The sequence below is a fragment of the Vibrio chanodichtyis genome, assembly GCF_028863985.1.
GTDB lineage: Bacteria > Pseudomonadota > Gammaproteobacteria > Enterobacterales > Vibrionaceae > Vibrio > Vibrio chanodichtyis.
Map to the genome: position 1 here is coordinate 308376 of NZ_JARBFT010000003.1, position 26651 is coordinate 335026.

At 47.3% G+C, this 26651-nt stretch carries 24 protein-coding genes; 6 read left to right on the forward strand and 18 right to left on the reverse strand.

Going from position 1 to position 26651, the window contains the following annotated elements; translation table 11 throughout:
• The first annotated feature begins 81 nt into the window (after positions 1-81).
• Entirely contained in the window at positions 82-1362 is a 1281-nt protein-coding gene (bioA, locus tag PUN32_RS05055) for an adenosylmethionine--8-amino-7-oxononanoate transaminase (RefSeq protein WP_274722069.1), read from the forward strand.
• Between the two features lie 110 nt (positions 1363-1472).
• Here the strand turns inward: bioA and serS are convergent, their stop codons facing one another.
• The 4 genes from serS to PUN32_RS05075 form a co-directional block, all read right to left on the reverse strand.
• On the reverse strand, positions 1473-2780 hold the full coding sequence (gene serS, locus PUN32_RS05060) for a serine--tRNA ligase (protein ID WP_274722070.1): 1308 nt from the start codon (positions 2778-2780) through the stop codon (positions 1473-1475).
• A 103-nt stretch (positions 2781-2883) separates the two neighbouring features.
• Positions 2884-4233, reverse strand: coding sequence for a replication-associated recombination protein A (locus tag PUN32_RS05065; RefSeq protein ID WP_274722071.1), 1350 nt, complete (start codon positions 4231-4233; stop codon positions 2884-2886).
• A 24-nt stretch (positions 4234-4257) separates the two neighbouring features.
• Positions 4258-4854 (reverse strand): outer membrane lipoprotein chaperone LolA, encoded by a 597-nt coding sequence (lolA, locus tag PUN32_RS05070; protein WP_274722072.1) that lies wholly within the window; start codon positions 4852-4854, stop codon positions 4258-4260.
• 78 nt (positions 4855-4932) lie between these two features.
• Entirely contained in the window at positions 4933-5571 is a 639-nt protein-coding gene (locus PUN32_RS05075) for a YecA/YgfB family protein (protein ID WP_274722073.1), read from the reverse strand.
• 166 nt (positions 5572-5737) lie between these two features.
• Between PUN32_RS05075 and dusC the strand changes: the two genes are divergently transcribed.
• Positions 5738-6703 carry a tRNA dihydrouridine(16) synthase DusC gene (dusC, locus tag PUN32_RS05080; RefSeq protein ID WP_274722110.1) on the forward strand — a complete coding sequence of 322 codons (966 nt, stop codon included), beginning with the start codon at positions 5738-5740 and terminating at the stop codon, positions 6701-6703.
• Here dusC and PUN32_RS05085 read toward each other — a convergent pair.
• The 3 genes from PUN32_RS05085 to PUN32_RS05095 all read right to left on the reverse strand — a co-directional run bounded on the left by PUN32_RS05085 (position 6689) and on the right by PUN32_RS05095 (position 9496).
• Complete coding sequence (locus tag PUN32_RS05085; protein WP_274722074.1) at positions 6689-7483, reverse strand: ABC transporter ATP-binding protein; 795 nt, start codon at positions 7481-7483, stop codon at positions 6689-6691. The two genes, dusC and PUN32_RS05085, sit on opposite strands and share 15 nt — an antisense overlap.
• Positions 7480-8421 carry an ABC transporter permease gene (locus PUN32_RS05090; RefSeq protein WP_274722075.1) on the reverse strand — a complete coding sequence of 314 codons (942 nt, stop codon included), beginning with the start codon at positions 8419-8421 and terminating at the stop codon, positions 7480-7482. The genes PUN32_RS05085 and PUN32_RS05090 overlap by 4 nt, the downstream gene beginning before the upstream one ends.
• Before the next feature lie 109 nt (positions 8422-8530).
• A complete protein-coding gene (locus PUN32_RS05095) occupies positions 8531-9496 on the reverse strand; it encodes an ABC transporter substrate-binding protein (RefSeq protein ID WP_274722076.1) in 966 nt (321 codons plus the stop codon).
• Positions 9497-9930: 434 nt separating this feature from the next.
• On the opposite strand from PUN32_RS05095, the gene PUN32_RS05100 reads away from it, so the two are divergent.
• The gene (locus PUN32_RS05100) at positions 9931-10341 is read left to right on the forward strand and encodes a VF530 family protein (RefSeq protein WP_274722111.1); all 411 of its coding nucleotides are present in this window, start codon (positions 9931-9933) and stop codon (positions 10339-10341) included.
• A 242-nt stretch (positions 10342-10583) separates the two neighbouring features.
• Here the strand turns inward: PUN32_RS05100 and yfbV are convergent, their stop codons facing one another.
• Positions 10584-11039 carry a terminus macrodomain insulation protein YfbV gene (gene yfbV / locus PUN32_RS05105; protein WP_274722077.1) on the reverse strand — a complete coding sequence of 152 codons (456 nt, stop codon included), beginning with the start codon at positions 11037-11039 and terminating at the stop codon, positions 10584-10586.
• Positions 11040-11388: 349 nt separating this feature from the next.
• On the opposite strand from yfbV, the gene PUN32_RS05110 reads away from it, so the two are divergent.
• Both PUN32_RS05110 and pta read left to right on the forward strand, forming a co-directional pair.
• Positions 11389-12585 (forward strand): acetate kinase, encoded by a 1197-nt coding sequence (locus tag PUN32_RS05110; RefSeq protein ID WP_166013225.1) that lies wholly within the window; start codon positions 11389-11391, stop codon positions 12583-12585.
• Positions 12586-12774: 189 nt separating this feature from the next.
• Entirely contained in the window at positions 12775-14919 is a 2145-nt protein-coding gene (pta, locus tag PUN32_RS05115; protein ID WP_274722078.1) for a phosphate acetyltransferase, read from the forward strand.
• 123 nt (positions 14920-15042) lie between these two features.
• On the opposite strand, the gene oppF is transcribed toward pta, so the two are convergent.
• From oppF to PUN32_RS05155, 8 genes are all read right to left on the reverse strand, one after another.
• Positions 15043-16035: a murein tripeptide/oligopeptide ABC transporter ATP binding protein OppF gene (gene oppF, locus PUN32_RS05120; RefSeq protein WP_274722079.1), complete on the reverse strand. Its 993-nt coding sequence runs from the start codon at positions 16033-16035 to the stop codon at positions 15043-15045.
• The gene (gene oppD, locus PUN32_RS05125; protein WP_274722080.1) at positions 16032-17003 is read right to left on the reverse strand and encodes an ABC transporter ATP-binding protein; all 972 of its coding nucleotides are present in this window, start codon (positions 17001-17003) and stop codon (positions 16032-16034) included. The genes oppF and oppD overlap by 4 nt, the downstream gene beginning before the upstream one ends.
• 27 nt (positions 17004-17030) lie before the next feature.
• Positions 17031-17933, reverse strand: coding sequence for an oligopeptide ABC transporter permease OppC (oppC, locus tag PUN32_RS05130; RefSeq protein ID WP_274722081.1), 903 nt, complete (start codon positions 17931-17933; stop codon positions 17031-17033).
• Between the two features lie 13 nt (positions 17934-17946).
• Positions 17947-18867, reverse strand: coding sequence for an oligopeptide ABC transporter permease OppB (oppB, locus tag PUN32_RS05135; protein ID WP_274722082.1), 921 nt, complete (start codon positions 18865-18867; stop codon positions 17947-17949).
• Positions 18868-18960: 93 nt separating this feature from the next.
• Positions 18961-20592 (reverse strand): ABC transporter substrate-binding protein, encoded by a 1632-nt coding sequence (locus PUN32_RS05140; protein ID WP_274722083.1) that lies wholly within the window; start codon positions 20590-20592, stop codon positions 18961-18963.
• Between the two features lie 309 nt (positions 20593-20901).
• Positions 20902-21564, reverse strand: coding sequence for an HAD-IB family hydrolase (locus PUN32_RS05145; protein ID WP_274722084.1), 663 nt, complete (start codon positions 21562-21564; stop codon positions 20902-20904).
• Between the two features lie 236 nt (positions 21565-21800).
• Complete coding sequence (locus PUN32_RS05150; RefSeq protein ID WP_274722085.1) at positions 21801-23096, reverse strand: OpgC domain-containing protein; 1296 nt, start codon at positions 23094-23096, stop codon at positions 21801-21803.
• 503 nt (positions 23097-23599) lie between these two features.
• On the reverse strand, positions 23600-23803 hold the full coding sequence (locus PUN32_RS05155; RefSeq protein WP_274722086.1) for a hypothetical protein: 204 nt from the start codon (positions 23801-23803) through the stop codon (positions 23600-23602).
• A 791-nt stretch (positions 23804-24594) separates the two neighbouring features.
• Here PUN32_RS05155 and PUN32_RS05160 point away from each other — a divergent pair.
• Complete coding sequence (locus PUN32_RS05160) at positions 24595-24807, forward strand: cold-shock protein (RefSeq protein ID WP_274722087.1); 213 nt, start codon at positions 24595-24597, stop codon at positions 24805-24807.
• A 64-nt stretch (positions 24808-24871) separates the two neighbouring features.
• Here PUN32_RS05160 and arsJ read toward each other — a convergent pair whose 3' ends face one another.
• Positions 24872-26101 (reverse strand): organoarsenical effux MFS transporter ArsJ, encoded by a 1230-nt coding sequence (gene arsJ / locus PUN32_RS05165; RefSeq protein ID WP_274722088.1) that lies wholly within the window; start codon positions 26099-26101, stop codon positions 24872-24874.
• A 49-nt stretch (positions 26102-26150) separates the two neighbouring features.
• Entirely contained in the window at positions 26151-26645 is a 495-nt protein-coding gene (locus tag PUN32_RS05170; protein ID WP_274722089.1) for a cyclin-dependent kinase inhibitor 3 family protein, read from the reverse strand.
• Between the last annotated feature and the right edge of the window lie 6 nt (positions 26646-26651).

A 26651-nucleotide genomic window follows, 5' to 3' on the forward strand; every position in this document is an offset into this window, starting at 1 on the left:
GACGCTAGACTGTCAACAATAAGAAAATCACATTATTTACATGTGATTATTAATTGTGCTTTTATTGATTTTGGAATGATGATGGATTTAGCCTTCGACCGTTGCCATATTTGGCATCCCTACACATCTACCCTAACACCTCTGACCTGTTATCCCGTGAGTCGCGCCAATGGCGTGATGATCACGCTCGAAGATGGGCGCAACTTGGTTGATGGCATGTCCTCTTGGTGGGCTGCCATTCACGGTTACAATCACCCCATACTCAACCAAGCCGCACATCAGCAAATTGAGCAGATGTCGCACATCATGTTTGGTGGTTTGACTCATCAACCAGCGATTGAGCTTTGTCAAAAATTGCTCAAACTCGCGCCGCAAAATTTGCAGCAAGTGTTTCTCGCGGATTCAGGTTCGGTAGCAGTGGAAGTGAGCTTGAAAATGGCGTTGCAGTATTGGCACAGCAAAGGCCAACCGAGAGCAAAATTTCTCACCCTACGCCACGGCTATCACGGCGATACTTTTGCAGCCATGTCGGTGACCGATCCAGATAACTCGATGCACAGCCTGTACAAAGGGTTTCTGCCCGAGCATATTTTCGCTAACTCGCCAGAAGGCGGATTTTTTGATGCGTGGGATGAGCGTGACATTGCCGATTTTCGTGACAAAATCACTCAATATCACCACCAGATTGCCGCGGTGATCCTTGAGCCCATCGTACAGGGCGCGGGTGGTATGCGCATTTATCATCCTGAGTTTTTACGCCAAGTTAGAGCTTTGTGTGATGAGTTTGGTGTGCTGCTGATCTTAGATGAGATTGCCACCGGCTTTGGCCGTACCGGCAAAACCTTTGCCTGTGAACATGCGGGTATTCAGCCGGATATTCTGTGCGTTGGCAAAGCGCTGACTGGCGGCTACATGACTTTGTCCGCCACCCTCACCACCCAACAAGTGGCCGATACCGTGTGCGCCGGAGAAGCGGGTTGCTTTATGCATGGCCCTACCTTTATGGGCAATCCGCTGGCTTGCGCAGTCGCCAGCGCCAGTTTATCGCTGCTTGAGCAAGGAGATTGGCAACAACAAGTAGCGAATATCGAAGCATTTTTTGCTGAGCAACTGCCTAAACTCAACCTTTTGCCACAGGTCAAGCAGACTCGTTGGTTAGGCGCGATTGGAGTGGTGGAAACCCATCTTGCGGTCAATATGCAAGTGATCCAGGCTCTATTTGTAGAGCATGGAGTGTGGATTCGCCCTTTTGGTCGGCTGATTTATCTGATGCCTCCCTACATTAGCCAACCTGAACACTTACAAAAGCTGGTGGAGGCGATTGCCGCTGCATTAAACCACCCAGACTGTTTTAAACAATAGCCAATACGCTGCGCAACAAATGACACGCACAAAAAAGCCGACATCAGTATGCCGGCTTTTTTCATGCTTAGCGCTTTAAGCGCTAATTTTCCGTTTATCGGAAAAGCGGATTAACCAATATGGGTTAAACCGCCCATGTAGTTTTGCAGTACCGCAGGGATCGCAATCCGGCCATCCGCTTGTTGGTAGTTTTCCAAAATCGCCACCATAGTACGACCGACTGCCAGACCAGAGCCGTTCAGCGTGTGCACCAGCTCAGGCTTCTTCTCGCCTTTGCGACGGAAACGCGCTTGCATACGACGCGCTTGGAAATCCCACATATTGGAACAAGAAGAGATTTCACGGTAGGTTTCTTGCGCTGGAACCCAAACTTCCAAATCGTAGGTTTTGCACGAACCAAAGCCCATGTCACCAGTACATAGGATCACTTTACGGTAAGGCAGCTCGAGCAGTTGCAGCACTTTTTCTGCATGGCCAGTCAGCTCTTCCAATGCCGCCATAGAATCTTCAGGGCGAGTGATTTGTACCAGTTCCACTTTGTCAAACTGGTGCATACGGATCAAACCACGCGTATCACGTCCGTAAGAGCCCGCTTCAGAACGGAAACATGGCGTATGCGCGGTCATTTTCAGCGGCAGTTGCGCTTCATCCAAAATCGTATCACGCACCAGGTTGGTCACAGGTACTTCCGCGGTTGGGATCAAAGACAGACGGCGTGGCTCTTCGTCACTGGCTTTCTCTGTCAAAGGCTCAGTATGGAACAGATCTTGGCCGAATTTCGGTAGCTGACCAGTACCAAACAGCGTTTCCGCGTTGACTAGGTAAGGCACATACAACTCAGTATAGCCGTGTTGATCGGTGTGCAAATCCAACATAAATTGCGCGATCGCACGGTGCAGACGAGCAAATTGGCCTTTCATTACCACAAAACGTGCGCCGGTGATCTTAGTTGCGCTCGCAAAATCCAGACCATCAGCCATTTCACCTAAATCCACATGATCTTTAACTTCGAAATCATAGGTTTTTGGCGTGCCCCAACGAGAAACTTCGACGTTTTCGCTGTCATCTTTACCGTTAGGTACCGCATCATCTGGAAGATTAGGTACGATTTGGGTGATCGCATCTAACTGTGCCATGATCGCATCCAGTTCCACTTTTTTCGCATCCAGATCGTCACCCAAAGTGCCAATTTGTTGCTTCACTGCTTCTGCACCCGCTTTATCACCAGTCGCCATCAGTTGACCGATTTGCTTGGAGATCGAGTTACGCGTGGATTGTAAATTCTCAACTTCTACTTGAATGGACTTACGTTGTTCTTCAAGAGTACGGATAGTCTCCACGTCGAGTTTAAAACCGCGACGTGCCAATTTTGCAGCTGTTTCGTCCAGCTCAGTACGAAGTAATTTAGAATCCAGCATTGCTAATCCTATGCTTTAAGAGTTGCGAGAAAGCGCGTGTGCTTCCTTTTTAGCCAAAGCCACGCGTATTGAAATTTACCCTGCCAAAGATAACCAAAAGGCACTACTTTTCATAGCGCTTTTGTGGGCTTTTTGCGTCCAAATCCGCCAGATACGCTAACTTTTCAGCAATCTTAGTTTCTAGCCCACGTTGCGTCGGTTGATAGTAGCGAGTTGTACTGATTTCGGGTGGCAAATAGCACTCACCTGCGGCATAAGCACCCGGCTCATCATGGGCATAACGGTACTCTGCTCCATAACCGAGATCTTTCATCAGTCGAGTCGGTGCATTACGCAGATGCGGCGGTACTTCAAACTCAGGCAGATTCTGCGCATCGGACAGCGCTTGTTTCCAAGCGGTGTACACCGCATTGCTTTTCGGTGCGCACGCCAAATAGACAATCGCTTGGGCGATCGCGCGTTCCCCTTCCGCAGGACCGACCCGCGTAAAGCAATCCCAAGCCGCTAGTGCCACTTGCATCGCTCGCGGATCCGCATTACCGACATCTTCTGAAGCAATCGCCAGCAAACGACGGGCAATATACAGCGGATCACAGCCAGCAGAAATCATCCGCGCCGCCCAGTACAGCGCCGCATCGGGATTTGAGCCACGAATCGATTTGTGCACAGCGGAAATCAGGTCGTACCAAATATCGCCTTTATTATCAAAGCGCGACACTTTTTCACCCGCCACTTCGGCCAGCAACGCCAGATCAATCTGTTTACGACCTTGCTCATCTTCATGTGCCATGTCATACAGCAGCTCAAGATAGTTGAGCGCCATCCGCGCATCACCATTGACCAATTCCGCTAAGCGATCCAGCACATTATCGACAAACACCGCTGACAGTTGGCCAAGGCCACGTTCACGATCGGCAATCGCCTGCTGCACCGCTTGCAGAATTTCTGACTGGTTGAGCGAGGTAAGTTTATACACCCGCGCACGGGACAGCAGCGCGTTATTCAGCTCAAACGAAGGATTTTCGGTGGTTGCACCAATAAAAGTCACCGTACCATCTTCGATGTGCGGTAAAAATGCATCTTGCTGCGATTTATTAAAACGATGCACTTCGTCGACAAACAAAATGGTGCGCCGCCCACTGAGTTTATTTTCTCGGGCTTTTTCGATCGCGGCGCGGATCTCTTTGACTCCAGAGGTTACCGCTGACACTCGCTCCACTTCGGCATGGGCATAATTAGCGGCCACTTCGGCGAGGGTCGTTTTGCCGGTACCCGGCGGCCCCCACAAAATCATCGAGTGAATATGCCCCGCTTCTAAGGCGCGGCGCAGTGGTTTGCCTGGCCCGAGAATATGTTGCTGACCAATATACTGCTCGACCGTTTGTGGCCGCATCCGAGCGGCGAGCGGACGAAAATCTTCGTCACCAGAAAAATCTAAGCTGTAATTACTCACGCCCATCGATCCCTTGTTGCTGATTTAGTCACGCTGATCGTCCACTTCTACCCCTTTGGGTACTTGGTATTGGAATAAACTGGCGGCTGGTTTTTGCAGCTTAACTTGGCTAAAGGTGAAAGCGCTCTGCTGACCATCTTGCTCGATCACTTTAAAACCTTGCACTATCCCTTTCGCACTGATGGTGATTTGAAAACGACCTTGGTTAGAATCGAGGGCGGTAGGTGTCAGGGTAAACACATCACCTTGCTCTTCAACGTGGTAGGCATCCCAATCACTGGCTTTATTACGGGTCAGTAATACAAACGGCGTTTGCTCAAGAGCTCGCTCAGCACGGTACAGTGTCACCTGCTCCACAAAAGGATCAAAATGCCACAAAGTCGTGCCATCAGAGACCAGCAAGTTTTCATCTGGGGCTAAGGTTTGCCAACGAAATAGGCTCGGGCGCGCGATATCAAGCGTGCCATGCCCAGTCATGATCACCTTACCTTCTGGGCTTAAGACTTGCTGGTTAAAGGTCGCGCTAAAGCCGTCACTGATCGCTAAACGCTCACTTAAATTTTCTTTAGGGGCGGCAAGCGCCGAAAAACTACAAAATAATAAGGCTAACCATTTGTTCATGCTGACTCTACTCCAAGCGATTATTGCCATCAGAATAATAACACAGCAAAAGAGTAAGCTTTTGCTGTCACTCACATGTCAATCATGGGTAAGAAACGATTGCCCACAACACTGTTTGAATTTTTTACCGCTGGCACAAGGGCAAGCATCATTGCGACCAATGCCTTTAAACGGATTGACACTTTGCGCTTTCGCACCAAGCATGGCTTCATCAGCCGCGAGCGCTACTTCATGCACCATCAAATTCAGTTGCTCGATCAAATCGGCCAAACTTGGCACTTGCTCGTAGCCAGCCGCTCGCATTTGTGCTTGGGTCTGCTCTTCATCCATCGCCAGCATTAAGCTGGTCAGCAGAGCTTGCAGCATGCGGATCGAACCATCTGCAAACGCGCCTTGCTGCCACATCTCTTCCACGGCTGGCCATAGTTGCATAAAGCCTTGAGCAAAATCGGCTAAACCTTGCTCACGGGATGGAGCATGCTCAGCCAATAGCGCCAATAAATCATACTCGTTGGCTTTAAGCTGCTGGTATTGCAGATGAATCTGCTCGGTCACCGGCGATAATAACGCCTGATGTTGCTCGGCAAACAGCTCTGCTAGCCATTGCTCAGGATCGAGCGGACGAGTGGCAAAATTCGCCGCCAGCACCACGCCTTCAACAAAGAGTGCCGATTGAGGGCACTCCAGCACGCTAAGATCGATCAAGGAATAATTCATGAAAAATGCTTAATACAAGGAAAGTTGCGGCGCATTATAACTCAAAGCCGGCGAAGTGGCAGCTGGCAAGGCTGCGGGATGGCAATTCGAATCGATGGGTGACATTTGTCAATGCTGCTACTACAATCTCGCTCCCTTTGTTCAGCGCAAGCCGGTATTGATCACTATGCGAGTTATTTTAGGCCCAATGGAAGGCGTGTTAGACCATTTGATGCGTGACATGCTGACCCAAATTAATGACTACGACTTCTGTGTTACCGAATTTGTGCGCGTAGTCAATTTACGGCTGCCGGATCATGTGTTTTATCGTCTCTGTCCTGAGCTGCAATATGGTTCGAAAACGCCCGCTGGAGTCCCGGTTAAAGTGCAACTGCTAGGGCAAGATCCACACTGGATGGCAGAAAATGCTATTCGCGCTGCCGAACTCGGGGCCGATGGGATCGATCTCAATTTTGGTTGTCCAGCCAAAATGGTCAACCAAAGCAAAGGCGGTGCGGCGTTATTGCAGCATCCAGAGCTCATTTATCAAGTGGTCAAAGCGTGCCGTGACGCGGTACCTGCGCACATTCCGGTTTCGGCGAAAATTCGCTTGGGCTGGCAAGATCCGCAAGATTGCTTTGAAATTGTCGATGCTATCGCGCAAGCCAAAGCGGATGAACTCACCGTGCATGCGCGCACCAAAGCCGATGGTTACAAGGCCAATGAAATCAAATGGCATTACATTGATCAAATTCGTCAACACTGCACCATTCCTTTAATTGCTAATGGTGAAGTGTGGAATTACGCCGATGGTCAAGCTTGTATCCAAACCACCGGTGTCGATTCACTCATGGTGTGCCGCGGCGCACTCAACGTGCCCAATTTAGGCAATGTGGTCAAACACAATCACCCCCCCATGCCATGGCACGAAGTGGTCGAGTTGCTGCTGCGTTATACTCAATTCGAAGTGCGTGGCGATAAGGGAAAATACTATCCTAACCGGATCAAACAGTGGTTTGCTTACCTACGCCACGCTTACCCTCAGGCTAATGAGCTATTTGGTGAGTTACGCGCCTTGACTCAAGTTGAGCTGATCGTTGATCAGTTACAGCGTTATCGGGATCAACTCCAGTCATCCTCAACCGAGCAATAGGCTGTCGTCGGCCAGCTCTTCGCCACGGACTTTGCTAAACATTTCAAGCAGTTCAGTAACGCCCATCTTGGCGCGTTGCTGACCGCTGACATCTAACACAATTTGGCCTTGGTGCAACATCACGGTGCGATCGCCACAAGCTAGCGCGTCTTTCATCGAGTGAGTCACCATCATCACTGTCAAATTGAATTCGCTAACGATTTTTTTGGTAAGATCGATAATAAAAGCCGCCATACGTGGATCGAGCGCCGCGGTGTGTTCATCAAGCAGCAGCAGTTTACTGTCGGCTAAGGTGGCCATTACCAAACTCACCGCTTGGCGCTGCCCACCAGAAAGTAAACCAATATTGTCGGCTAAACGATCTTCTAACCCTAGACCAAGAATGCTGATCCGCTCTTGGAATAATTTACGCCGCTGACTCGATAGTGCCAAACTCCAGCCACGCTTTTTCCCGCGCATATAGGCCAGCGCCATATTTTCTTCGATGGTCAGCGCCGCACAAGTTCCGGCTAATGGATCTTGAAATACCCGCGCACAAAGATTGGCACGCTGCGCCACACTCTGTTTCGTCACGTCCATCTCATCAATCACCACTCGCCCAGCGATGATCGGTGTTTCACCAGTGACAGCGCCAAGCAAAGTCGATTTCCCCGCGCCATTGGAGCCGATCACCGTTAAAAATTGCCGCTCTGGTACATCTAAGCCGACACCGCGTAACGCGCGATTCTCCAAAATCGTCCCTGGATTAAAGGTAACTTGAATATCTTGTAAACGAATCATAGCTTTTCTCCGGATGCGTTAGTTGGCTGATCAGAGGACGAATGCAGCGTGGTATTGCGTTTTTTCGCCTGCCAATTTCGCTTCACTTTCGGCATGATCAGCGCTAAAGCCACCAACACCGCGGTGACTAAGTTAAGATCTGAAGCTTGCAAACCAAACATGCCAGAGCTAAGCGCAAACGCCACCGCTAAACGGTACAGCACCGAGCCGACGATCACCGCCACGACGGCTACCCAAATTTTGCGGCCAGGGATCAAGGTTTGGCCTAAAATTACCGCGGCCAGCCCTACCACTATGGTCCCCACTCCAGAAGTGACATCGGCAAAACTGTTGGTTTGCGCAAATAAAGCCCCAGCAAAACCGACAAAACCGTTAGAAATCGCCAAACAAAAATAGGTGTAAAAAGCTGTGTTTGCCCCTTGGGCTGCGACCATACGCGCGTTAACGCCGGTGGCACGCAAACCCAAACCAAAATCACTATTGAGTAGCCTAACCACCAGCAGCGCTGAAATGAGCACCAATACCCCGACCACCAATGGACGGATCAGTACCGCATCGCCCAACGTCTCAAATGGCGTCAAAATCGTCTCTTCGCCAAGCAAAGCAAGATTGGGACGCCCCATAATGCGGATATTGATTGAAAATGCCGCGATCATGGTCAGGATCGAGGCCAATAGATGCAAGATGCCGCAACGCACGGTCAAAAATGCGGTGACCCATCCGGTGGCTGCGCCAGCGATAATCGCTAACCCTGTCGCTAGCCAAGGATTCACCCCTGAAATAATCGCGGTTGCAGCCACCGCCGCCCCCATAGGAAAGCTGCCATCGACACTCAAATCAGGAAAGTCGAGCACCCGAAAAGTAAGATAAACACCCAGAGCCACTAAGCCATATAATAAGCCGAGCTCCAGCGCGCCAAAAAAGGCAAAAGCAGACATAACCACTCCTTTCTGCTTATCGAAGTTGGAAAGCGCCAACGTGTTGAATAAACGCTGACCACTCGGTGCAGGGCAAGCCACAGCACCCAGTGGTTAAAACATCGCTTAATTATTTGATGCTGGTCGCACGAGTCAATACAACTTCAGGAATGGTGATCCCAAGCTGTGCTGCCGCGGTTTGGTTGATCACCAGATCAGAGCCTTTGGCAACTTGTACATCCAGCGTTCCTGGCGCTTTGCCGGCCAGAATCGCGACAACATAGTCCGCGGTTTGCACGCCGATCTGGTAGTAGTCAAACCCTAAACTGGCAATCGCACCACGCTCTACATAAGAGGTTGCCGCGCCAAACACCGGGGTGTTGGCTTGATTAGCAGCCACGATCATGCCTTCAATCGCACTGGCCACCGTGTTATCAATCAGCGCATAAATTACATCGGATTTTGCGGCAATCGCTTGAGTGGCGGATTGCACATCGGCGGTTTTCAGCGCGGTCGCTTCCACCAACTGTAAACCGTGCTTAGCAGTCGAGAGTTTCAGTAATTCGATAAGACTCACCGCATTGGCTTCACCGGGGTTATACACCACGCCGATCGATTGCACATTGGGCAGGATCTCTTTAATCAATTCAATGTGCTGTTCAACGGGGGAAAGATCCGACAAGCCGGTCACATTTTTACCCGGTTGCGTCAGTTGCGAAACCAACTTAGCCCCGACAGGATCGGTTACCGCAGTAAAGACAATCGGAATCGTTTTGGTTGCGGAAGCCAGAGCTTGCGCGGTTGGGGTGGCAATCCCGACTAATACATCCGGTTTTTCACCGACCAATTGACGGGCAATTTGTACCGCAATGGCAGGGTTGCCTTGCGCGGTTTTGTAATCAAACTCTAGATTTTTGCCCTCTTCATAGCCTTTGGCTTTCAATCCATCGAGTAGCCCTTGACGTGTCGCATCTAAAGCGGGGTGTTCCACAATTTGTGATACCGCGACTTTGGCTGTTTTGGCCATGATACTCTGGGAAGACAGTAGTGCCGCTCCGGCTAGAACGGCGGTAGCAATAACTTTGCCTGCTTTCATCTTAACTCCTTGATATAAAGCATAGTTTTTATGATGTTGTGAATGTTGTTGTTTTAATTATCCTTATTGGACACTTAAGGTGTCGCTGACAACATTATTACCCGTAACTTTAGACAAATGGAAGTGGGATTTAACAGTTAGATAACAGAAAAAGCTCGGAATTTAGTCAATGTCGAAAATGGAAGTGAAGTTAACAATCTCTCTTCCCAAACGACATGGAGCGGCAGAAGATGGTAGGTCAATTCACTCTCATCAGCCGAGATAGACTCTATGATTAAGATGGCCCGGTAAAAGATGATCCCGATAACAGATAACCATAGGGAAGTAAGAGCAACTCTGCTAGAATGCGCTCCCTCTATAGGGTTCAACAAGTGCATGTGCCAAATCTTGATTTACCGACCCTATCTACCGTTTATCCTTAGGAGCCGATAATGATGACCGATCAAGAAAGAATCGAACTACAAAAAAACAACCCATTACACGGCCTTAAGTTAGAAACCTTACTGCAAGAGCTGGTGGATTTTTATGGCTGGGATATCTTAGATACAGCAATGCGCTTTAACTGCTTTCATACCAAGCCTTCGATTGCCAGCAGTATCAAATATTTAAACAAGACCGAGTGGGCACGAGAAAAACTAGAAAATTTTTACCTCTATCGCTTTAAACGCATGCCTCGCGCTTCCAGTGAAGAGTTTAATCTCCCACCACGCGCACGAACTTTCCCTCACGGCCTACAGCCTAAAGAACCAATGCAATTAACGGTAGACTCTATTTTGAAATCTCAGGCGAAAGCGGCCTCTGCTCATAAAGAAAGAACGTCTCGCAGTCGCCACACTCAGCGCTAACTTATCTTGATCTCATGGGATGGGTTGCCTTGGCGCACACTGCAAGTTTCTGTGACCAACTATACCCAAACCACTTGGAGTTGCAGGTAAGCGGCAAGTGAGTGAGTCCCCATCAGCATAGGCAAACTATGAGATTGGGTGAACGAACGTCGCCAACACCGCTGAAGCTTCAAGTCGGAAGGGTATATTCGATATTCGTTGGTCACACTGATGGGACAAACAGCCTAGCCTACACGGCAGCCTTAAAACCAACGAGTTAATGCGGTGTCATCCAATTGGCGAAATGCACGATTTAATACCTGTGCCAGCTCTTTATAACGTGGTTTACTTTTGATCGGTTCCAATGCAAAACCGGTTTCCACAATCTTCATATACAGTTCGCGATACCAACTCGCCAACGCAGGGGGTAGCAAAGTATTGGCGCGATTACCCAACCACCAAATTCCTTGTAGTGGCAAGCTTATCGCAAACAAAGCGACCACAATCGCTTGCGGCATCGCTTGCGCATTGGTAAACACCATTTGAGTCAGTATGCTAATCGCCGCCACCGCAGGCATCACTTTAATCGCAAAACGAGTCGCTTTAATCACACGCAGTTCAGGAAACAAAGGATTTAACTCTTTGCGCATCGGCCAACTATCCATGTACTTTTGGCCATCTTTTAGGCTATGCACTATGCCGACTCTATTATTACTCATCTCGACTTCCTCGCTGCTCTTGGTTCAAACTACTAAAATTTAGTTGAATGATTCAACAAAAGACGCAAAAACTTGACAAAAGCTAATATTGATTCAAATTTTTTTTGTTATCTTGGTTTATTATCGCTATGCTTTGCGAACTCTCAATCTCATTGTTGCCGTTAATTACCATTTAGGCAATATTGGGACGATTTCTGCACGGATTGCATCGACGCTTTATACTGACTTTGTCACGTCGCCACGATATGGAAATTGACGTTTTATTGACCTAGATTAGCGCGTATTCACTGATGCGTCGTCTAATCTTGGTACTGATTTTATCCTAACCGATTATTACAGGTAGTCACTCATGTCTAAGCTGGTTTTAGTTTTAAACTGCGGTAGTTCTTCACTTAAGTTCGCGGTTGTTGACGCGCAAAGTGGTGAGCAACATCTTTCAGGTCTTGCTGAATGTTTACACCTTCCTGAAGCTCGTATCAAGTGGAAATTGGATGGCAAGCACGAAGCTCAACTGGGCGAAGGCGCAGCACACGATGAAGCACTGTCTTTCATCGTTGAAACTATTCTTGCTTCTAAGCCAGAACTGGCAGCTCAGCTGAAAGCCGTTGGTCACCGTGTTGTACACGGTGGCGAGCAGTTCACTCAATCTGCACTGATTGATGATGCAGTACTGAAAGGCATCGAAGATTGTGCAACTCTGGCTCCACTGCATAACCCAGCACACATCATTGGTATCAAAGCGGCACAAAAAGCGTTCCCTGCACTACAAAACGTTGCAGTATTCGATACCGCATTCCACCAAACTATGCCTGAAGAAGCATACCTGTACGCTCTGCCATACAAACTATACCAAGAGCACGCTATCCGCCGTTACGGCATGCACGGTACTTCTCACCTGTTCATCGCACGTGAAGCGGCTGAGCGTCTAGGTAAGCCAGCTAACGAGCTGAACATCATCAACTGCCACTTAGGCAACGGCGCTTCAGTTTGTGCGATCAAAAACGGCCAATCAGTTGACACTTCTATGGGTCTGACTCCTCTAGAAGGTCTGGTGATGGGTACTCGTTGTGGCGATATCGATCCTGCGATCATTTTCCACCTGCACGATGCACTGGGTTACTCTGTTGAACAAATCAACACTATGCTGACCAAAGAATCTGGTCTGCAAGGTCTAACTGAAGTGACTTCTGACTGCCGTTTCGTTGAAGACAACTACGGTCAAAAAGAAGAAGCCACTCGTGCGATGGATGTGTTCTGTCACCGTCTAGCCAAATACGTTGCAAGCTACACCGCTTGCCTAGATGGTCGTCTGGATGCGATCACCTTCACTGGTGGTATCGGTGAAAACTCTGCACCTATCCGTGAAATGGTACTAAACCGTCTCGCGATCTTCGGCATTACCGTAGACAGCGCAGCTAACCTAAAAGCCCGTTTCGGTGGCGAAGGTGTGATCACGACTGCTGATAGCCGCATCCCAGCGATGGTTATCGCCACTAACGAAGAGTTAGTGATTGCAGAAGATACTGCACGTCTGACTAACATCTAATTCGACTTACACTGGCTAACTTAAGTTAGCCAGTGTCATTTAGGGGCTCAGCGTAAGCCTAATCTACGTTTGAGCTTGGTCTCTTTCAATCTAAACAGCTTAGATTGCTATACCTAAACAACTTAGCGTTACCGCTAGGCGGCAACAGTAAGTCGCAAAGGTATATCAATAGTGTGAGGTACTTTGCCAATGTCCCGTACTATTATGCTTGTCCCAATTAGCGCTGGTGTCGGTCTGACTAGCGTGAGCATGGGTCTCCTGCGCGCCATGGAGCGTAAAGGGGTTAGCGTTTCTTTCTATAAACCGATTGCACAGCCACGCACTGGCGGTGATCAACCGGATCTCACTTCGACGATCATGGGCCATAACAGTGACATCCAGATCGGTGAACCGATGAGTATGTCAGCTGCAGAAGCACTGATCGGTAGCGAAAAGATGGACGTGCTGCTGGAAACCGTGGTTGAGCGTTATAACCAAATCAATAAAGATGCAGAAGTCACTCTGATCGAAGGTCTGGTTCCGACCCGCAAACACCCTTTTGCAAACCAAGTGAACGCAGAAATTGCCAACACTCTTGGTGCTGAAATTGTGTTCGTTGCCACCCCAGGCACAAACAATCCAACCCAGTTAAAAGAGCGCATTGAAGTTGCATGCTCTAACTTTGGTGGTACCAAAAACAAGAGCATTTCTGGCGTTATCATCAATAAACTCAATGCTCCGGTTGATGAAGCAGGCCGCACCCGCCCTGACTTATCCGAAATCTTTGATGATGCGGACAGCGCTAAGCAAGCCAACCTTGAAGTAATGCAAATCTTCAACACCAGCCCAATCCGCGTACTGGGTTGTGTGCCATGGAGTATCGATTTGATCGCAACTCGCGCGATTGATATGGCCAAGCATCTCAAAGGCGAAGTGATCAACCAAGGCGATATCAACACTCGTCGTATCAAGAGCATCACTTTCTGTGCCCGCTCTATTCCACACATGATTGAGCATTTCAAACCTGGCTCATTGCTAGTGACTTCAGCCGATCGCCCAGATGTGATTGTTGCCGCAGCACTGGCGGCCATGAATGGTGTGGAAATTGGCGCCGTCTTGCTGACCGGCGGTTACGATATTCCAAATGAAATCGTTAAGCTGTGTAAACCGGCTTTTGAAACTGGCCTGCCTATTTTCAAAGCGCAAGGTAACACTTGGCAAACGTCGCTCAACCTGCAAAGTTTCAGCCTTGAAGTACCAGCAGATGACAAAGAGCGTATCGAATTTATCAGCGAGCACGTGGCAAGCCACATTGATGGTCCATGGGTTGACTCGCTGACTGAAGGCGCACAAGCGTCTCGTCGCCTAAGCCCACCAGCCTTCCGTTATCAGTTAACCGAACTGGCACGCAGCGCCAACAAACGTATTGTTCTGCCTGAAGGTGATGAGCCACGTACCGTAAAAGCGGCGGCCATCTGTGCTGAACGTGGTATTGCCCAATGTGTGCTACTCGGTAACCCTGCGGAAATCAAACGTGTTGCAGCGCAACAAGGTGTTGAGCTGGGTGCAGGTATCGAGATTATCGATCCTGCGGTAGCCCGTGAGCAGTATATCGCTCGTCTGGTTGAGCTGCGTAAGAGCAAAGGCATGACCGAAGTGGTTGCACGTGAGCAACTGGAAGATACTGTGGTACTCGGCACTATGATGCTAGAGGGTAACCAAGTCGATGGTCTGGTTTCTGGTGCAGTACACACTACCGCCAACACCATTCGTCCACCCCTACAAATCATTAAGACTGCGCCAAACGCGTCTCTGGTTTCATCGATCTTCTTTATGCTACTGCCAGATCAAGTACTGGTGTACGGTGACTGTGCAATCAACCCAGATCCTAACGCTGAGCAACTGGCTGAGATTGCGATTCAATCTGCCGACTCAGCTGCCGCTTTCGGTATTGATCCTCGCGTGGCGATGATCTCTTACTCGACCGGAACTTCAGGTCAAGGCGCGGATGTGGATAAAGTTCGTGAAGCGACCCGCATCGCCAAAGAGAAACGCCCTGATCTGGTGATTGATGGACCTTTGCAGTATGACGCTGCAATTATGGAAAACGTTGCCGCCTCTAAAGCACCTAACTCGCCAGTCGCGGGTAAAGCAACCGTATTTGTCTTCCCAGATCTGAACACCGGTAACACCACTTACAAAGCGGTACAGCGTTCAGCGGATCTGGTATCAATCGGTCCAATGCTGCAAGGTATGCGTAAGCCAGTCAATGACCTGTCGCGTGGCGCATTGGTTGACGATATCGTCTACACCATCGCCCTGACCGCGATCCAAGCCGGCCAAGAGCAGAAATAAATCGGTACGATTCAGCCCTTAATCTGCCAAGCCCCTGAAATTTCAGGGGCTTTTTTTATGCAAACAAGATAAAAAAGCGCGATCAGAGTTTAAGATCGCGCTTTAGTCTGTCACAGACTGAATTTATGCTTCAGCGTATAAACAAGCCACCGAATGTCTATCCGAGCCTTTAATCATAGGTTTAGTTTGTGCACATTCAGCCGTTGCTTGAGGGCAGCGGGTACGAAATACACAACCTGAAGGTGGATTGATTGGCGAGGGTAAATCCCCTTCCAACATTTGGATGGTTTTATTGCGCTCAAGGTTAGGGTCGGGAATCGGTACCGCAGACATCAACGCTTTAGTATAAGGATGCAGAGGGTTGGAAAACAGGGCTTTGGTGACACCAAGCTCGACTGCATTACCTAAATACATCACTAATACGCGATCGGAAATGTGCTTTACCACTGACAGATCATGAGCAATAAACACCAAGCTCAACCCCAGTTCTTTTTGCAAATCTTTCAGTAAGTTAACCACTTGAGCTTGAATCGAGACATCCAATGCTGATACCGGCTCATCACAGATAATCATCTTCGGCTTGAGGATCAATGCCCGCGCAATACCAATCCGCTGACATTGACCACCAGAGAACTCATGCGGATAACGGTTGATCACATTCGGTAGCAGACCGACTTTGGCCATCATCTCTTTGACGCGATCTTTCACCTCTAGCTTGTTCAGAGCAGGATAGAAGGTTTGCAGCGGCTCCGCGATAATATCGCCCACCGTCATACGTGGGTTGAGCGAAGCTAAAGGATCTTGAAAAATCATCTGAATTTGCTTGCGAGTGGCGCGGCGTTTGACTTCCTGCATGCGAGTTAAATCTTCCCCTAACCACACTACTTCACCGTGAGTCGCTTGCACTAAACCGATTATGGCTCGCGCAAAAGTCGATTTACCACAACCCGACTCCCCCACCACACCTAACGTTTCCCCTTCATATAGGCGCACATTCACCCCATCCACCGCTTTTAGTGTCAACGGTTTGGTCCATGGCCACGCTGATTTAGGGGTGATGCTAAAGTGAACTTTGAGATCGTTAATCTCTAATAATAATTTTTTTTCTGCGTTCATTTGGCCCATGCCTCCCAATCCGAAAAACAAGCACGTTGACGATCATCACCGAATGGCAGCAAGATCGGTGCTTGACGCGTACAGCGATCCATCACTCGGTGACAACGTTCTTGATAAGGGCAGCCAACCGGTAAACGCAATAAGTTAGGTGGATTACCCGGGATTGTCGGCAACACATCGCCTTCAGTATCCAAGCGAGGGATCGCCCTGAGCAGACCTTCTGCATAAGGGTGACTCGGGTTGTAGAAAATATCGTTCACCGAACCATACTCCATGGTACGGCCAGCATACATTACCAATACTTTGTCACAAGAGCCGGCCACTACTCCCAAATCGTGGGTGATCATAATGATCGCGGTATTGAATTCACGCTTAAGTTCGTTCAATAGCTCCATGATCTGCGCTTGCACCGTCACATCCAGTGCGGTGGTCGGCTCATCGGCAATCAACAGTTTCGGGCGGCACAACAGCGCCATCGCGATCATTACCCGCTGGCGCATCCCACCTGAAAACTCATGTGGATACATAGTGATACGCTGACGCGCTTCAGGAATTTTTACCGCTTCCAGCATACGTACCGACTCTTCAAATGCCTGCGCCTTACTCATCCCTTTGTGCAGCATCAACACTTCCATCAGTTGATCGCTCACTTTCATATAAGGGTTGAGTGAGGTCATCGGATCTTGAAAAATCATCGCGATTTGCTCAGCGCGCACTTTATTCAGTTCACGCTCGGGTAAGTTGAGGATCTCTTTGCCTTCAAACTTAGCACTACCAGTAATGGTACCGTTTTTCGCTAGCAGGCCCATGATCGCAAATACGGTTTGTGATTTGCCTGAACCAGACTCGCCAACAATACCTAAGGTTTCTCCCTGCTTGAGCGAGAAATTGAGATCATTGACTGCGGTGACCGTACCATCTTGAGTGGCAAACTCGACACGCAGATCTTTGACATCTAATAAACTCATTATGACTTCCTTTATTTTAAGCTTGGTTTATCTGTCTTTAGGATCCAGCGCGTCACGCAGACCATCGCCGACATAGTTAAAGCAGAACAGCGTCAACACCATAAATGTCGCCGGGAACAACAGTTGCCAAATTGCCACTTCCATTGTATTTGCGCCCTCTTGCAGCAAAGCGCCCCAACTGGTCATCGGCTCTTGCACACCAAGGCCAAGGAAAGAGAGAAAAGATTCGGTCAAAATCATACTTGGGATCAACAAAGTTGAGTAAACCGCCACAATCCCCAGTACGTTTGGCACAATATGGCGAGTGATAATATTCCACTTACTCACCCCACACACATGCGCCGCTTCAATAAACTCTTTACTGCGCAGGCTTAGGGTTTGGCCACGAACAATCCGAGCCATATCCAGCCATGCAATCGCACCGATTGCCACAAAAATCAGCACGATATTGCGGCCAAAAAAGGTGACTAATACGATCACCAAAAACATAAATGGGATCGCGTATAAAATCTCCAAAATGCGCATCATCACTCGGTCAGTTCGACCACCAATAAAACCGGAGGTCGCGCCATATAAGGTGCCGATCAAGACCGCCACCAATGCGCCCATGATGCCAACCATCAGCGAAATTCGTCCCCCGACTAAGGTACGCACAAACAAGTCACGTCCAAGTGCATCCGTACCAAACCAATGTTCAGCAGAGGGTGCGGCATGCATCGCATACCAATCAGTATCTTCGTAGCTATAAGCGGAAAACATCGGCAGGAAAATCACCGCCAAGGTGATCAACATCAGTATCAATAAGCTCACCATCGCCGCTTTATTGCGCATAAAGCGAATCTTGGCGTCTTGCCATAAGCTGCGACCTTGAATCTCGAGATTTTGTGAGAAATTTTCAATCGCCGCTAAGTGTTCTTTTTTGGTTAACATGATCGTAGTCCTATTAGTAGCGAATTTTCGGATCGATATAAGCGAGCAGAATATCGACAATCGCGTTAAACAGAATAAATAGGAAGCCGATCAGAATCGTGATCCCCATAACCAGAGAATAATCTCGGTTGAACGCAGCGTTCACAAATAACTTGCCAATGCCGGGTAAGCCAAAAATGGTCTCAATCACCACAGAACCGGTGATAATGCCAACAAATGCCGGCCCCATATAAGACACCACTGGCAGCATGGCTGGCTTGAGCGCATGTTTGATCACGATATAACGGTAGCTGAGCCCTTTGGCACGCGCAGTACGAATAAAGTTACTGTTGAGTGTTTCAATCATCGAGCCGCGGGTGATACGCGCAAAGGTGGCCACATACAACAATGACATACCAAGCACTGGCAGTGCCATATAGCGCAAGCCGCCATCTTGCCAGCCACCAGCTGGAAACAGATTGAAGTGAATTGAGAACAGATAAATTAAGACCGGAGCCAACACAAAAGAGGGCATCACCACCCCAATCATTGCGGTCGACATAATGGTGTAGTCAACCCAAGTATTGTGCTTCAACGCCGCAATGGTGCCGACGGTGACCCCCATAATGACCGTGAAAATAAACGCCGCCAGACCAATTTTTACCGAAACCGGCAATGCACTGCTGATCAGTTCATTCACCGTATAATCTTTGTATTTAAACGAGGGGCCAAAATCGCCCTGTACGATATTGGTTAGATAGGTCAGGTACTGCTCTGATACCGGTTTATCGAGACCATATTTGGCATTGATATTGGCCATCACTTCCGGCGGTAGCGGACGCTCTGAAGAAAATGGGTTACCTGGCGCGTAGCGCATAAGAAAAAAAGATAGTGTGATCAATACCAACATGGTTGGGATTGCTTCAAATATCCTTTTTGCAATGAATTTAAACATAAACTCACTCTTTCAATCTGTGACAAAAATGAAAAGACCCTGCATGTGAATTTCACATGCAGCGCCGAGATTACTTATAGTTTTATAGTTCGATTATTGAGCTTTAATGTAGAGATCTTTGGCATAGACCTTATCTTCCGCGTTATTGGTTGGATAACCGCCAACGGTTGGAGAGACCAGTCGTGAGATGACATATTGATAAATTGGTGCAATCGGCATATCACGCGCCAACAACTTCTCCGCATCCGCATACAGTTTTTGACGCTCCTGCTCAGATGTAGACGTCATGGCTTTTTCGAGCGTCGCATCATACTCAGCACTGTAGTACTTAGCATCATTCGACGAGTTACTTGACATCATCAAGGTTAAGAACGACGACGCTTCGTTATAGTCACCACACCACCCTGCACGTGTTGCATCAAAATTACCTTGACGACGCGTATCGAGGAAGGTTTTCCACTCTTGGTTTTCCAATGCGATATCGACCCCTAAGCCAGTTTTCCACATCGATTGGATCGCAGTGGCAATTTTCTTGTGGTTTTCGGATGTGTTATAGAGCAAAGTAAATTTGAGTGGATTGGCTTTATTGTAGCCTGCCGCTTCCAACAATTTTTTGGCTTCCGCAATTCGCTGTTTCTGGGTCATTTTGCCGTAAGCAGGCATTTCAGCAGCAAACCCTGCGGTGATTTCCGGCGTCAAGAAGAAAGCGGGCTTTTGACCTTGCCCCAAGATTGCATCTGAAATCACATCACGATCAATCGCATATGATAGGGCTTGACGTACTCGGACATCATCAAATGGTGCTTTAGCGGTATTAAAACCGTAGTAATAAGTACAAAGTTGACCTTGTACCAGTACCGATTGTGGATGCTCTTTTTTCAAACGCTTGAAATGCTCAAGTGGTAGTTCGTTGGTGATCTGAATTTCACCAGACAAGAAACGGTTCATTTCTGCTACTTGGTTTTCAATCGGCAGATAAGTCACTTTGTTAATGACGGTGTGTTTATCATCCCAGTATTGGGGGTTACGTTTAAGCTCTAAACGCTCGTTAACCACCCATTTATCCAGCACATAAGCACCATTACCGACATAATTTTCAGGCTTGGTCCACTGTTCGCCATATTTTTCAATGGTCGCGCGGTGAACCGGTTTTACTGTGGTGTGTCCCATCATCATCACAAAATACGGTACTGGACTTTCCAATTCAAAGCGCAGCGTTTTGTCATCCAGCGCGGTGACACCCAAGGTGGATTTGTCTTTTTCCCCAGCGATGATCTCTTTGGCATTCTTCATCTTGGTGTATTCCATATACCAAGAATAGGGTGAAGCCGTTGCCGGATCGACCGCACGTTGAAAGCTGTACACGAAATCGTGTGCCGTCACCGGCTCACCGTTAGACCACTTGGCATCCGGACGAATATGGAAAGTAAAGGTGGTGTTATCGGTTGTTTCCCAACGTTCGGCTACTCCAGGAACCACATTGCCATTGGCATCCTGATTGACCAGACCTTCTAACAGATCACGGATCACGTTGGATTCAGGAACACCTTCGGTTTTGTGTGGATCGAGAGAGGCTACTTCGGTACCGTTACCGCGCACCAATTCTTGCACGGGAGCCAGTTTTGTACCGGCAGGGACGTTTGCAGCAACAGAGGTCAATGATGTGGCGGCCACCGCCAAGCCAGCACTGAGCAGCAGTGCTTGGGTGATTTTGTTCTTATACATGCATAAACTCCAAGTTTTAATATTGCATCCATGACATCCATGTCAGGTATTCAGAACGGCTGATAGTTGTTGTATAAGTATTGAACAAAAACAACTTATACCTGGCACGGATCGCGAATCACCATAACAACCCTTGCATTAATTTGCCATAAAAATGTCTTATAAACCGACTATCCTCTTCGATTACCTCAAATATTAGTAAAAAATTTCACCGCTTGGGTTTATCTGCCGTAGATATCGATTTTCCGAGCAGCTCGCTCACCACATTGATTAACTGGTGCACCAGCCGATACAACAAAACCATAGACTCTACACTGCCCAATCTAACACTGGCCAACCATACTGTGCACCTTGTGCTCGTAATTGTGGACAAGGATTGACCAGATAAGTGAAATCTGCGTGTAGGCATAACGGCAGATCATTGATCGAATCGGTATAAAAATGAATGTGTTGGTAGGTTTCACTCTGCTCGGCGAGCCACTGCTGCAAACGCAGCACTTTACCTTCACGATAACTGGCTATCCCGGCAATTTCCGAACTATAGCAACCTTGCCTTTCGACTAAATCAATTCCCAATGCATGCGCAATACCAAAATGCGCAGCCACCTCTTGCACTAAAAAAGAGACGGAAGCAGAAATGATCAGGCAGGTGCTGCCCTGCTGTTGTAACTGAGCCAACAATGTTCGAGCTTGAGCAAAATGCTGCGGTACAATCAACTGCGCCACGCACTCTTGTGCCCAAGCTTGTACGGCGGCAATCGGCACATTGGCTAACGGCTGCATGGCAAAAGTAATGTACTGTGCCATATCCATTTTACCTTGCGCATACAACGCCATACGTCGCCGATCTTCTGCCACAAAATTATGATCCGTCGCAATCCCTTTCTCGGCTAAAAAGGCATTCCAAATCATGGCGCAATCCCCATCAATCAGGGTGTCATCCAAGTCAAACACATAGAGGGACTTACTCATTTGAGACTTTCACCTATTACCATATCATCGATTAAACCAGTGACTGTAAATCGAGAATATGACGATTGATAGGTTGTCACACGAGCGAAATCACCACTTGAGATAAATATCGCTATCCAATCCTCAATGAATCAAATGAATTGTTAGCATCACCGTTCATCGAAATAGCCGTGAAATACGCAAGGTCACTTTGCCGTGGCACTGGTGGTCTGAACAATCACCACAACTACAGCAGATTAATTGAGGGGCGTCTCATCACTGACCTGCGGTAAATCATGCGGTTCATTACTTGAAACGTCGCTACTCAACAACGGTGGATTGATCACTTGGTCACTGCTCGCGACGGTGTCGGTTTTTTCCAAAGGTGGAAAGCTTGCCCAACGAGTAGTGGCAACTAATACTAGAGCCAAGCCAGCCACGGCAGTAGAGGAAATATGGATCACTTTATCTTGCCGCCAATTCTGTAACCACGCAGCAAGCCATAAGCTGGTACACAGTACCAGAATGATCGGTGTATGCCAGAGTGATTCACGGGTGGTCAGCAGCCAAGGGGCAGAGAGGAAAATCAGTAGTGTTTGCCAAGTAAAGACTTGTAACGAATGGCGACCAAGATAACTGAGCGGCTCATACACTAAAGCACTAGGGTATAAACGGATCACGGTGGCGATCAAATAAATCCATACACTTAGGCTTAATACGCGCAGCCAACCGAGTTCAGGCTTACTCGAAGCAGAATAAACCATCTGCTGAGTGATACCCAACGGTGTTAATAAGTCACGATAAGCGGCAAAAATCACTAGTGCCACAACAACACACAACCACATCAGCCGAGGGGTAAACCAAGCTAAATCATCTTGTCGCTGGCGATAACCCAATGCCGCACCAAAGAAAAACAGCAGTTGCCAAGCAAACGGGTCAAAATAACCGAATTCAGGAATGTAGGTGGGGGAAAGCGCTTGAAATAACGGTGTCAAAAGTGAAGCATTAATCCAACCGCTACTCGCCCATACACTGACACTAAATATCAACACCGCTTTGAGATAACCACGCCGAAATGCATAGAGTGCAAATGGAAACAACCACATATACATGATATACAGCGGCAAAATTTCCAGATATGCAGGCTTATTGAGCAGCAGGAAACTCATCACTAAAGTCATTAAAGGCAAGGTAAGCAGGTTACTAAAACTGCCACCAAACACACTCACTTGTTCAGCAAAATAAACGCGACCGAATAAAAACCACAACATCGCGATAAACAGACCAATCAGATGATACTTATAAATAGTAAACGCTCGTCGCCATACTTTATTGGTCATTTCACAGTTAGAATACTCACTACGGCTATATACCATGCCAGCCAGTAGCCCTGACATAAAAATAAACCCTTCCGCAGCTCCAAAGACTCCAATTGGCTCATGGGTAACACGTTGCAAGATGGTAGTACCACCGCTATACCAGATCAGATGGTTAAAAGTGATCAAGACCAACAATAATCCTCGAATACTGTCCAATGCGGGGATGCGTTTCATGGAAATCTCCCTGCAGTTTTAGTCCAGCAGATCGACTATCGACCAATACACTAACTAAAAATGCGGATAAGCAGTTGAATTAATATGATAATAGCAGGACTGTGACCATTTGTTGGGTTTGCCTCTTCCTGAGTGCGCAAATCCTTACACCACTGAATCAGTTTGTAAATAGAATGTATCGAAAAAGCGGAAAGGTCGCACAGCTAGCGCATGATACAACTGCAATATTCATCGCGAAATGCCAGCGACTATCCCCAAACCACTTGGAGTTTCAGGTAGGCGGCAAGTGAGTGAGTCCCCATGAGCATAGGCAAACTATGTGATTGGGATGAACGAACCTAGCCAACACCGCTGCAGCTTCAAGTAGGAAGGGAATAACGAGTTGATCTAGGCCAAAATGATGACAATCATCTATAGGATTAGAATTAGGTGAAATGATAATGATGCGCAGATTAATAAAATACTTACACACCACAATCAAAAGTGTCGTTACTTATTAATCTTTATTGATTCTGTTTAAAGAAACGTTCGGCCTGAGCAAATAGACTGTCACAGTTTTTTTTCTGTTGGATATACTCATCACTGCCTTGTGTCATCGATTCCAAGACAGCTTGAGCCTCATGGTACTCTTTGACCATAAATTCAAATTTAGCTTCATACGCAGCTTTTTTATTCTTATTAGGCGATCTCGCTCTCTTATTTTTCATAATTATACCTCTATAAAACCATTTAATAGGATTGAATTATCTGCATCCAGAACTTATGGCAATGAAAATAAAACAATCAATATTTAGCTCTTAACACCATCAAGAAACCAAAATAAAACCTTATAAAAAACCCAATAATAAATAATATTGTTGGCCATCTTGAAAACAACCGTCAAAACCATTTATAAAACTTAATCATTTAGGGTTTTTAAATATTTATCAATCGTTAATCGCTAACAAACAAATAACATTCAACAAAACCATTGAACGACCTTTAATATATGCTCAATTAAAAATCAGCCACAATATACAGAGCTAACAAAACTAGAAAATACAATTTGATAAAGTGTTCAAAATAAAAATCGAGGCTCACTATACACCGATAAAATGAAATAGATAGGTATTTTCTCGCCACTAGGGTGGTAGATGGAGATGGTCAGCGCTGGCAAAAAAGCCGAATAGAGAACCTCAAGTTGCTAGTGTTCAATGACGATTGCTTAGAAAACAGTGTGATAGTATCAAGCCTAACCTTACCGCACGCACAACTTAACATCTTGAGTTCATCCACCAATAAAAATAAAAAATAAAAAACTAGCTATTCTTAATCGTGTCGGTATACTGCACCACAGCTCTTAAGAAGAGAGCTATTTATGTAATTTAAGATCAAAATTTCTCTCAAGTACTTCATCGATTACCTCGTTACGTTCCTGCGATAAAATATTCATCTCTAAATCATTGAGTAGCACTTCAGTTAGCTAAATTTTTCATTAAAAATCAATATAGAGGTATCTATGTCTGCTAAATTAACTGGTTCAGTAAAGTGGTTCAACGAAACTAAAGGCTTCGGTTTTCTTTCTCAAGACAACGGTGGCGATGATGTATTCGTACATTTCAACTCAATCGTTTCTACTGGTTTCAAAACCTTAACTGAAGGCCAAAAAGTTTCGTTCATCGTTGAACAAGGCAAAAAAGGCTTACAAGCTGCGCAAGTTACTGCACTATAAGAATTTTGTGGCACCATAATTATTTGGTGCCACACTTCTCTCCCTACCATTATTTCATTTATCGTTATTCATTTTGTACCCGTTCAGATTCGGCGCCCCTTGGCAACCAAAACGAAATCAATGTTGTCAGCGCTAAAAAAGCAAACGAAACCCACAAGCAAGCTGCCAATCCCGATCTTTGAAACACCCATCCAGACAAGATAGTGCCAATCAAACGTCCCATCGCATTCGCCATATAGTAAAAACCGACATCCAGTGACACTCCATCACTTTTGGCATAGCGGACAATCAAATAAGAGTGCAGTGATGAATTGACAGCAAATACCGCACCAAAACTCAATAATCCCACGATAATCACCATTTCTGGGTACCATTGCTGCTGAACACTATACGCAATCCCGGCCGTCACTAATGACAACAATAAAGCCCATTTGATCGCCGCTTGACCATCCGGCGCGTGGTTCGATTGACTGCCGGTGATCTTAGGGGCGATACCTTGTACAACACCGTAGCCTATCACCCATAAGGCCAAAAAACCGCCTACTGCGCTATGGCTCCAACCAAATACCGTAGCCAGATAGATCGGAAGCGCAATCACAAACCATACATCACGTGCACCAAACAAAAACAGACGCGCCGCCGATAAGATATTGACACGACTCGACTTAGAAAAAATTTCAGCAAACTTTGGCTTATTTTTCGCTTTGCCCAGATCCGATTTAAGGCTTAACACGCTGCCAATAAACACCAACAGTAACACACCAGCCATAGCCGCAACCGCATACTGAAAACCGATCAAGGTAAGCAGCGCGCCACCGATGAAAAACCCCGCCCCTTTCAGGGCATTTTTCGAACCGGTGAGGATAGCGATCCATTGGTAAAGCACACCTTGTGCATTATCCGGTACTAAGCTTTTAATCGCGCTTTTGGCACTCATCTTATTCAGATCTTTGGCAATCCCAGAGAGTGCTTGCGCCGTCATCACCCATGCAATCGACAACCAACCAGCGGGAGCGGCAAGCATGATAAGCGCTATGATTTGCATACCAAGACCAATGTTCATGGTGCGATTCAAACCCAGACGCGCCCCAAGCCATCCCCCCACCAAGTTAGTAACCACTCCAAAAAATTCGTAAAACAAAAACAGTGACGCAATTTGTAACGCGGAATAACCTAAATCGTAAAAATAGAGCACCACCAACATCCGTAGTGCACCATCAGTAATGGTGAAATTCCAATAATTAAAGGTTACCAGCATGTACTGGCGCACATTTTGATTGCATTGCGATAGCATAAATCACTCTTTTAGCAAAAGAGCCACCAAAGGCAGCTCTTAAAGGCAGTTATTGATTAACCTGTTTGATGTATTCAAGTTGCACATCTTTGGTAAATGCGCCCGGCCTTAATGACTGCACTTGAGTGATAATCTCGGCCAGATCCCACCCTTTCTCCAACAATAAATGAGCCGCAAGTAAACCCGTACGACCCGAGCCGCCCATACAGTGCAAGGCAACTTTATCACCGTTAGCGAGCGCTTGATGTAACGCTGGAGAGATAGATTGCCAATCCGCTTGAAACCCAGCATCCGGCGCACAATCATCTTCAATGGGTGCATGGAACCATTGCAAACCCATTTGCTCTACCACTTGCGGCAAATCACCAACACCTTTGGCCTGCATCTCTTGATGGCTTAAGGCAGTGACCACCACAGTCACCCCTTGCGCTTTCAGTTGTTCAATACTTTCAACCAACCCAAGTTGTTTAGTGCCCGGACAAGGGGTTAATACTAAAGTGGCATGATTATCTGCCACTGGCAGTTCCCATGTAGGATGTGTCATTGTTCT

Excerpts from the sequence above, each read along its gene's own strand:
- PUN32_RS05100 (WP_274722111.1), top strand. The coding sequence starts at position 9,931 with ATGACCGATCAAGAAAGAATCGAACTACAAAAAAACAACCCATTACAC.
- PUN32_RS05140 (WP_274722083.1), bottom strand. The coding sequence starts at position 20,592 with ATGTATAAGAACAAAATCACCCAAGCACTGCTGCTCAGTGCTGGCTTG.
- pta (WP_274722078.1), top strand. The coding sequence starts at position 12,775 with ATGTCCCGTACTATTATGCTTGTCCCAATTAGCGCTGGTGTCGGTCTG.
- arsJ (WP_274722088.1), bottom strand. The coding sequence starts at position 26,101 with ATGCTATCGCAATGCAATCAAAATGTGCGCCAGTACATGCTGGTAACC.
- yfbV (WP_274722077.1), bottom strand. The coding sequence starts at position 11,039 with ATGAGTAATAATAGAGTCGGCATAGTGCATAGCCTAAAAGATGGCCAA.
- dusC (WP_274722110.1), top strand. The coding sequence starts at position 5,738 with ATGCGAGTTATTTTAGGCCCAATGGAAGGCGTGTTAGACCATTTGATG.
- PUN32_RS05170 (WP_274722089.1), bottom strand. The coding sequence starts at position 26,645 with ATGACACATCCTACATGGGAACTGCCAGTGGCAGATAATCATGCCACT.
- PUN32_RS05085 (WP_274722074.1), bottom strand. The coding sequence starts at position 7,483 with ATGATTCGTTTACAAGATATTCAAGTTACCTTTAATCCAGGGACGATT.
- PUN32_RS05155 (WP_274722086.1), bottom strand. The coding sequence starts at position 23,803 with ATGAAAAATAAGAGAGCGAGATCGCCTAATAAGAATAAAAAAGCTGCG.
- bioA (WP_274722069.1), top strand. The coding sequence starts at position 82 with ATGGATTTAGCCTTCGACCGTTGCCATATTTGGCATCCCTACACATCT.
- oppB (WP_274722082.1), bottom strand. The coding sequence starts at position 18,867 with ATGTTTAAATTCATTGCAAAAAGGATATTTGAAGCAATCCCAACCATG.
- PUN32_RS05090 (WP_274722075.1), bottom strand. The coding sequence starts at position 8,421 with ATGTCTGCTTTTGCCTTTTTTGGCGCGCTGGAGCTCGGCTTATTATAT.
- serS (WP_274722070.1), bottom strand. The coding sequence starts at position 2,780 with ATGCTGGATTCTAAATTACTTCGTACTGAGCTGGACGAAACAGCTGCA.
- oppF (WP_274722079.1), bottom strand. The coding sequence starts at position 16,035 with ATGAACGCAGAAAAAAAATTATTATTAGAGATTAACGATCTCAAAGTT.
- oppC (WP_274722081.1), bottom strand. The coding sequence starts at position 17,933 with ATGTTAACCAAAAAAGAACACTTAGCGGCGATTGAAAATTTCTCACAA.
- PUN32_RS05150 (WP_274722085.1), bottom strand. The coding sequence starts at position 23,096 with ATGAAACGCATCCCCGCATTGGACAGTATTCGAGGATTATTGTTGGTC.
- PUN32_RS05110 (WP_166013225.1), top strand. The coding sequence starts at position 11,389 with ATGTCTAAGCTGGTTTTAGTTTTAAACTGCGGTAGTTCTTCACTTAAG.
- PUN32_RS05145 (WP_274722084.1), bottom strand. The coding sequence starts at position 21,564 with ATGAGTAAGTCCCTCTATGTGTTTGACTTGGATGACACCCTGATTGAT.
- PUN32_RS05095 (WP_274722076.1), bottom strand. The coding sequence starts at position 9,496 with ATGAAAGCAGGCAAAGTTATTGCTACCGCCGTTCTAGCCGGAGCGGCA.
- lolA (WP_274722072.1), bottom strand. The coding sequence starts at position 4,854 with ATGAACAAATGGTTAGCCTTATTATTTTGTAGTTTTTCGGCGCTTGCC.
- oppD (WP_274722080.1), bottom strand. The coding sequence starts at position 17,003 with ATGAGTTTATTAGATGTCAAAGATCTGCGTGTCGAGTTTGCCACTCAA.
- PUN32_RS05160 (WP_274722087.1), top strand. The coding sequence starts at position 24,595 with ATGTCTGCTAAATTAACTGGTTCAGTAAAGTGGTTCAACGAAACTAAA.
- PUN32_RS05075 (WP_274722073.1), bottom strand. The coding sequence starts at position 5,571 with ATGAATTATTCCTTGATCGATCTTAGCGTGCTGGAGTGCCCTCAATCG.